This window comes from Natrinema gari JCM 14663 (assembly GCF_000337175.1).
GTDB classification, from domain to species: Archaea; Halobacteriota; Halobacteria; order Halobacteriales; family Natrialbaceae; genus Natrinema; species Natrinema gari.
The window spans coordinates 110,793-117,657 of the sequence record NZ_AOIJ01000038.1; the positions used below are offsets into that span (position 1 = coordinate 110,793).

At 65.7% G+C, this 6,865-nt stretch carries 7 protein-coding genes and 1 pseudogene; 3 read left to right on the top strand and 5 right to left on the bottom strand.

The annotated features are described in order from the left end of the window. Window positions 1-3: 3 nt before the first annotated feature. Window positions 4-1,377 (bottom strand): MFS transporter, encoded by a 1,374-nt coding sequence (locus tag C486_RS05100; protein WP_008453757.1) that lies wholly within the window; start codon window positions 1,375-1,377, stop codon window positions 4-6. Window positions 1,378-1,572: 195 nt separating this feature from the next. On the opposite strand from C486_RS05100, the gene C486_RS05105 reads away from it, so the two are divergent. Continuing rightward, complete coding sequence (locus tag C486_RS05105) at window positions 1,573-2,277, top strand: DUF502 domain-containing protein (protein ID WP_008453760.1); 705 nt, start codon at window positions 1,573-1,575, stop codon at window positions 2,275-2,277. Here C486_RS05105 and C486_RS20025 read toward each other — a convergent pair. From C486_RS20025 to C486_RS05120, 4 genes are all read right to left on the bottom strand, one after another. After that, complete coding sequence (locus C486_RS20025) at window positions 2,274-2,462, bottom strand: hypothetical protein (RefSeq protein ID WP_241432465.1); 189 nt, start codon at window positions 2,460-2,462, stop codon at window positions 2,274-2,276. The two genes, C486_RS05105 and C486_RS20025, sit on opposite strands and share 4 nt — an antisense overlap. A gap of 72 nt (window positions 2,463-2,534) precedes the next feature. After that, window positions 2,535-3,470, bottom strand: coding sequence for a branched-chain amino acid transaminase (locus C486_RS05110; protein WP_008453763.1), 936 nt, complete (start codon window positions 3,468-3,470; stop codon window positions 2,535-2,537). Window positions 3,471-3,603: 133 nt separating this feature from the next. Continuing rightward, window positions 3,604-4,326: a 3,4-dihydroxy-2-butanone-4-phosphate synthase gene (ribB, locus tag C486_RS05115; protein ID WP_008453765.1), complete on the bottom strand. Its 723-nt coding sequence runs from the start codon at window positions 4,324-4,326 to the stop codon at window positions 3,604-3,606. Continuing rightward, window positions 4,323-5,030: a DUF120 domain-containing protein gene (locus C486_RS05120; protein ID WP_014863834.1), complete on the bottom strand. Its 708-nt coding sequence runs from the start codon at window positions 5,028-5,030 to the stop codon at window positions 4,323-4,325. Before C486_RS05120 ends, ribB begins: the two co-directional genes overlap by 4 nt. Before the next feature lie 285 nt (window positions 5,031-5,315). On the opposite strand from C486_RS05120, the gene C486_RS05125 reads away from it, so the two are divergent. Then, window positions 5,316-6,479 carry a glycosyltransferase gene (locus C486_RS05125; protein WP_008453769.1) on the top strand — a complete coding sequence of 388 codons (1,164 nt, stop codon included), beginning with the start codon at window positions 5,316-5,318 and terminating at the stop codon, window positions 6,477-6,479. Then, a pseudogene (locus C486_RS05130) lies at window positions 6,476-6,841 on the top strand (glycosyltransferase); the annotation flags it as partial. The gene C486_RS05125 and the pseudogene C486_RS05130, both read left to right, overlap by 4 nt. Window positions 6,842-6,865: the final 24 nt, after the last annotated feature.

Sequence of the window (6,865 nt, forward strand, 5' to 3'; positions counted from 1 at the left end):
TGACTACCGGTACGCCTCGAACTCCGTCCCGAACACCAGGAAGTAGGCGGTGCCGACGAGTCCGATCGCGGTCGCGACGCCGAACGCGACCGTCGGATCGCCGGCGAACAGTTCGCCGCCGGTCACCGGGTTCGAGACGCCGCTCCACAGCAATCCACCGAGCGCGGCGCTCGGAATGACGAGCAGATTCCGCAGGAGGTAGTACGCCCCCGTGACCCGGCCACCGGCCCCCATCTCGGCGGGACCGACGATCAGCGCCTTGTGCGCCGGCAGCCCGGCGAACCGCAGTCCCGAGAAGGCGAACAGTCCCGCGAGGACGGCCGCGTCGTCGGGCGCGTTGATCAACAGGATCGGGAAGACCGCGTAGACGGCGAAACCGAGCGCGACGACGGGCTTGAGACCGATCCGTTCGGCGGCCTTGGCAGCGGGCAGCATCGTCAGAAGGGCGACAAGCATTTCGATGCTCAACAGGAGTCCGAAGTACGACTGCGGCGACAGGGTCACGGTGCCGACCGTCGGCAGAGACAGGGTAAGCCCCACCTCGAGGACCCGAGTCACGACGATGACGAAGAAGACGTAGACCATTCCGTTCGCGAATCGGACGAGCGTATCGCCGACCAACAGCGGCCGGAGTTCGTCCGGCATCGAGCGGAGATCCGCGAGCAGCCGGGCGACGCCTTCGAACTCCGTGCCGACATCGTCGTCGGGCCGGTAGAGGAGGTGCTGGACGACCGTGCCGAGCGCGCCGACGACGACCGCGACGACCAGGATGAGCTGAAAGGCGGTGACGATCTCGCCGTCGCTCGAGCCGAACGGATAGAACAGCGCCGCGGCGAACAGGGGGCCGACGAGAAACGCCGTCCGGCGGAACGTCTCGGTGCTCGCGAAACCGGCGGCCAGTTGCGAGGGCGGCACCGCTTGCTTGACGATGGCAAACGTCGCGCCGAGTCCGAACGACTTCCAGGCCTGTGCGAGGAGCACGCCCAGAAAGATCGCGACGATCGCCAGCGATGTCGGACCGACCGAGACGTCCGCGAAGGCAGGCGCGATCAGCCAGATTCCGAACCCGACCGTCGAGCAGCAGCCGAACGCGGTCAGGGCGTACCGCGATCCGATCCGGTCCGAAATCGCCCCGCCCGGATAGGGGTAGACGGCGCTGACGACGTTGCCGAACGAGCCGAACAGGCCGATGACGACCGCCGACGCGCCCAGTGCCGACATATATTCGGCCATATATCGATTGGTCATCTGAAAGCCGAGGCTGAACGCGAACATCGCCGCCGAGAGGACGAGCACGTCCCGCTCGAGCGCGAGGAACTGCCGAAACGGGTCAAGCGGATCGGCCGCGTCGTCCGCCCGTTCCTGCTCGAGGCTCATACGACTCGGTTCGTAGTGACTGGGCTTGAAATTTGGTCTTCCCCACGTCTCGGACGCGATCGACACCGATCGCGGCGAGGGGTGAGAGGCGGTGGGCCCTCGAGACGGGGGTTCCGCCGGCCGTCGACGCCCCGCTCCTCGAGCGGGATGTGACAAAGGGAAGCGCTCATTAGCTAGTAGTGTGAGTTGCGGAACATGGCTTCGTGGAAACGGGATTTCGCGAGCGGATTGATCGTCCTGGTCCCGATCCTCATTACGCTCTATGCGGTCTACTGGCTCTACGGGCTCGTCGCCGGCATTACGCCCGGACTGATTCTCGAACCGAAGGACCTCGAGTCGCTCCTTCAGGGGTCAGGCCAGCAGACCCGCCAGCAACTCGCCCAGTTCATTCGAGTAATCGTCACGCTAACCGTTTTTATCGTCCTCACGCTCTCAGTTGGCTATCTCATGCGGACGACCGTCGGCGGGTTGGTCGAACGACTCGTCGACAACGTCGCCAACCGGGTACCGGTGATCCGCGTCGTCTACAACGCTTCGAAGATGGCCGCGGAGACGGCCTTCGGAGAGCAGGAATCGCTGCAGAAACCGGTCAAACTCGAGACCTGGGACGGCCTTCGAATGACGGCGTTCAAGACCGGCAAGGTGGCAGACGACGGCCGCGTGGTGCTTTTCTTACCGACCTCGCCGAATATCACGACCGGCTACGTCATCGAAGTCGAACCCGAGCGGATCACCGAACTCGACGAGGACGTCGAGGACGCGCTGACGCGGGTTCTGAGCGCCGGCTTCGGGGACGCCAATCATCGCGGGATGGACGCCGGTATCTCCATCGATGTGGTCGACGAGGCCAGAACCGACGGTGGGGACGGAGCTGACCAGCCGAATCGCGTCGACGACTAAGAGCGACACGTCACGCTGCGCTCTGTGACGGCGGCCATGCCGTCGCTCCCCTCGAGCGGGGGTTGAGTACCGCCGCTTCGTTTCGGTCCGCTCACGTCGTCGATCCAGTCGTCGCCTTCCTCGTTCGCTCGCGGTGAGTCTCGCGAACGCGCCTGCGCTTGCGCTGTCCGAACGCGTGCAGCCACGCTGGTCACAAGAACGCAAGCGGGGAAGAACGTGTTTCGCGGCCGATCAGGCGCGGTCTCCGGACCGGCTTCTCACATCTCGACGTACTCGAACCACTCGTCGTACTCCTCGGGGGCCCCTTCGACGATATCGAAGAACCGCTGTTGGATCGCTTCGGTGACGGGGCCGCGGGAGCCGTTCCCGATGACGACGTTGTCGACCTTCCGGATCGGCGTGACTTCGGCGGCGGAGCCGGTAAAGAACAGTTCGTCGGCGGTGTTGAGTTCGCCACGCGAGATGGAGACGTCGTCGTGGACGGTGTAGCCGAGTTCCTCCGCAATCTGGATGACCGAATCGCGGGTGATGCCGTCGAGGATCGACTCCGACAGGCCGGGCGTGTAGATCTCGTCGTCGCGCACGAGGAAGACGTTCTCCCCGGGACCTTCGGCGACGTTGCCCTCCTTGTTGAGGACGATCGCTTCCGCGTAGCCGTTCCGCCGGGCCTCCTCGCCCGCGAGCATGCTGTTGACGTAGAGGCCGGTGGTCTTGGCGTTGGTCGGAATCTGGCTCGAGGCGTGTTTCCGCCACGAGGAGATCATCACGTCGATACCGTTTTCGAGTGCGTCCTCGCCGAGGTAGGCCCCCCACGGCCACGCGGCGATGGCGGTCCGGGTGGGACAGTCCGAGGGACTGACGCCGAGCGAGTTGTAGCCGTAGTAGGCGATCGGTCGAACGTAACAGGAAGGCAGCTCCTGGCGCGAGATGAGTTCTTTCGTCGCTTCGGTGAGGTCCGCTTTCGTGAACTCGATCTCCATGTCGTACGGTTTCGCGGACTCGTAGAGCCGATCGAGGTGTTCCTCCCAGCGGAACAGCGCCGGCCCGTTTTCGGTGTCATAGCAGCGCACGCCTTCGAAGACGCCCGACCCGTAGTGGAGGCCGTGCGTGAGCACGTGGATCTCCGCGTCGTCCCAGTCGACGTACTCGCCGTCCATCCAAATCGTGTCGACGTCCATCTCGTCGAATCCCATAATCGGGAGTGTTGCAAGCCACCGTACTAAGTGTTCGCGGTTCCGCTCGCCAGTTACGACGAAGCGACGTCGACGGATGCGTCCGAGCCGAAAAACAGGGAACGGGTCCTCATCGGCCGCGAGCGGCTGCGCGTTACTGACAGCGGTCGAGAACGTCGCTCCCCTCGAGATAAGTGAACCCATGGTGATCCGCGTAGGCACGGGCGTCGGCGGGCGTCAGTGCCGCGCCGGTTTCATCGTCGAGCATCTCGCAGACGACGACGGCCGGCGGGAGGTCGGCCGCGCCCGCAAGCGCCAGCCCGAGTTCAGTGTGGCCCTCGCGCTGGGCGAGCAGGTCGGGTGCGGCTTTGAGCAGGTGCACGTGGCCGGGAACCCGGAACTCGTCGGTGAAGTCGATCGCGCCGGGCGCGGCAGCGGCCTCGCCCAGCGCCTGGATCGTCGTCGAGCGGTCGGCGTCGGTGATCCCGGTGTAGGTGTCCCGGTGGTTGACCGTCAGCGAGAACGACGAGCGGTCGTCGTAGCCGAGTTCGTGGTCGGCCGTCGCGGGGTGGTCGACCGCGTCCGAGTAGAACGGGAGGTCGAACGCCTCCGCCACATCGTGACCGAGCGCGACGCAGACCAGTCCGCCGGCGTCGTTGCGCAGTCGGGCGACGGCCGCGGGCGACACGGCGTCGGCGTGGTAGATCAGGTCCGTCTCACCCTCGCGGTCGGCCGCGTCGTGGACGAGGACCGGTTCGCCCGCGCGCAACGACTCGAGGGCGTGTTCGAACGAGTGTCCCGACGGGTTCGCACTCGCGTTCGAGCCCGCCCTGGTGCTGTCGGCGTTCGACTGTGGGCCGGCGTGGTGGCCCGTCATTCCCGATCACCCACCGAGACGGTGACGTGGTCGCCGTCCTCGAGTGCGAGTTCCTCGCGCAGCTTGTCGGGGGCGATGACCTCGAGCTGGTCGTCGTCGTGGTGGGTGCGTTCGGGGGCGATGGTGTAGGCGTTCTCGTAGACTTCGCCCTCGGTCGTCTCGATCGTCGCGGGGTAACAGACGGCGGGACCGTAGGTCCGCTCGTCCGATTCCCAGCCGTCGATGGGGACGGGCTCGAGCGAGGCCATGGCGCTGCGCCGGCGGACGCTGTCCTCGCGGAGGTCGACGTTCAGCGTGCCGGGGAACGGCTCGTAGCCGAGTCGATCCTCGAACTGGCGCTTGTAGCCGGGCAGGGAGATGTAGTGGCGACCTTCGCCCATCCCGCTGGTGATTGTGCCCTCGAGTCCGACGTGTGAGTCCGTCTCGAAGATCCGACGGTAGTCCTCGTATTCGGCGTGGAGGGCTCGCTCGCCGGTCTCCGTGACGGCGACCCACTGGCCGTCGTTGACCGTATCACGCTCGAGCAGGCCGGCGCTCTCCAGACGCTGGAGTCGTCGCGAAGCGGTCTGGTTCGACGCATCGAGGCGGTCGGCGAGGTGAGAACAGGAAATCTTGACGTCGCCCTCGAGTCCCCCCTCGAGCGCGAGGAGTTTGAGCACGGCGAGTTCGTCGTGCCCGACGGCGGACTCGGCTAGCACAGACATACACGTTCGTATTCCCTAAGCCGGTAAAAGCATATCGAAGCTGGCATGCGTCACGAAACTGTGACGGGGTTCACGAACGTTTATCGCGTACTTGAAAGTGTCGAGCCGTGGCCAAAAGGCCACCGATCCCACGGGGTCCGCCCGGCGGTTACCGGTCGCGGACCCGGAGAGTGCCCCGCAAGCGACGGCCCGTGTCCCGATCGTTGACAGTCCCGAACGTCTCACCGTGCACAATGCAAGCCGACGGGCTTTGCAGCGGACCGTTGAGCGTTGAGGCGTACTCGCATGAAGCGGTTCCTTGAGGCCCTGTTCGGGTTCGTCGCGCTGACCGGTTTGCCGTATCTGATCTACCTCGGCGTCTACTATCTCCGGCGGCCGTCGGGCACGCCCGCCGAGACCTGGCCACGAGAACCCTCGGTGAGCATCGTCCTGCCGACGTACAACGAGGCGGCGATCGTCGAGTCGAAACTCGAGGAACTCGTCGAACTCGACTATCCGATGGATCGGGTCGAGATCGTCGTGGTCGACTCGAGCGACGACGGGACGGCCGACCTGGTCGAGACGTTCTTCGCTGGCCGCCGGGAACCGACGCTAACGCTCATCCGCGAGGACGAGCGGCGGGGGTTGGCACCCGCGCTGAACGAGGCCTATGCCGCCGCGGCGAACGACGTCGTCGTCAAGACCGACTGCGACTCCCGGATCGCAGCGGACGCCCTCCGCAAGGCCGCCGCGAACCTGGCCGATCCGTCCGTCGCGGCGGTAACGGGGCGCAATGCGGCCGTCATCGGAGAGAGCGATGTCGAGCGCGGGTACCGCGACATCCAGACGATAGTTCAGGTCTTGGAGTCGCATATCGACTCGACGCTGATCTTCCACGGGCCGTTCTCGGCGTTCGAGCACGACGCGATCGTCCCGATCGACGAGGACTCGATCGCCGACGACAGCGAACTCGCCCTCAAGATCCGGCGCAACGGGGGCCGCGTCGTCTTCGATCCGGCCATCCGCTACAAGGAAGCCGCCCACTCCGAGTTCGGCAAGCGCCGCGAGCAGAAAGACCGGCGTGCGATGGGGCTGCTCCGGCTCTTGTGGCGACAGCGCGACGCGCTCGGGCGACACGGAGCCTACGGCCGCGTCGTCCTTCCGTTCAACTGGTGGTTTATGATCGTCTCGCCGTGGCTCGTCGCGACGGGAATCGGCGTGGCGACGATCGGCTCGCTGGCCGTCCTCGGCCCGTTCGGACTGGCGACGCCCGCCGGCGTCCTCGCGTTCACGGCGCTCGGTTCTCGCGACGCGCTCGGACCGGTCCAACCGCTGTACGCGCTGTTCGACAGCCAGATCTCGCTGTTTCGGGCGAGCGTCTCGCTCCTCTCCGCCCGCGCCACCGGCGACGAGGATACCCACGACGGCACCTGGTCGCCCGATCGAGAGCTCCGGGAGGTGTTACAGTGACCGACGTGGCGATCCTCCACGACCGCTTCCCCGGCATCGGCGGCGGCGAGGCGTTCGCGATCGAGGCCGCCAGAGTACTCGACGCCCCGATCTACACGACCTACGTCACTGCGGACACGGAGTTACCCTCCGATGTCGAGGTCATTCCGTTCCAGCAATCGAAGTACACGTCGCTCCCGTGGCGACCCCTTCTCGAGTGGAAAAACGAGGGCATGAACCCTCTCGAGACGCTGAACGTGGCGCTTGACCTGACCGACGCTCATCCGGCCCTTACGGAGTACGACATGGTCCTCGAGAGCGCGCCGCTGTCGAAGTACTACGTCCCCGACGTGGGCCAGCGGATCGTTCACTACCCTGTCTCTTATACACATCTCTGATGGCGCGAG

What these genes read in the sequence shown, in the direction of transcription:
- C486_RS05100 (WP_008453757.1), bottom strand. Translation starts at nt 1,377, where the DNA reads ATGAGCCTCGAGCAGGAACGGGCGGACGACGCGGCCGATCCGCTTGAC.
- C486_RS05105 (WP_008453760.1), top strand. Translation starts at nt 1,573, where the DNA reads ATGGCTTCGTGGAAACGGGATTTCGCGAGCGGATTGATCGTCCTGGTC.
- C486_RS05110 (WP_008453763.1), bottom strand. Translation starts at nt 3,470, where the DNA reads ATGGGATTCGACGAGATGGACGTCGACACGATTTGGATGGACGGCGAG.
- ribB (WP_008453765.1), bottom strand. Translation starts at nt 4,326, where the DNA reads ATGACGGGCCACCACGCCGGCCCACAGTCGAACGCCGACAGCACCAGG.
- C486_RS05120 (WP_014863834.1), bottom strand. Translation starts at nt 5,030, where the DNA reads ATGTCTGTGCTAGCCGAGTCCGCCGTCGGGCACGACGAACTCGCCGTG.
- C486_RS05125 (WP_008453769.1), top strand. Translation starts at nt 5,316, where the DNA reads ATGAAGCGGTTCCTTGAGGCCCTGTTCGGGTTCGTCGCGCTGACCGGT.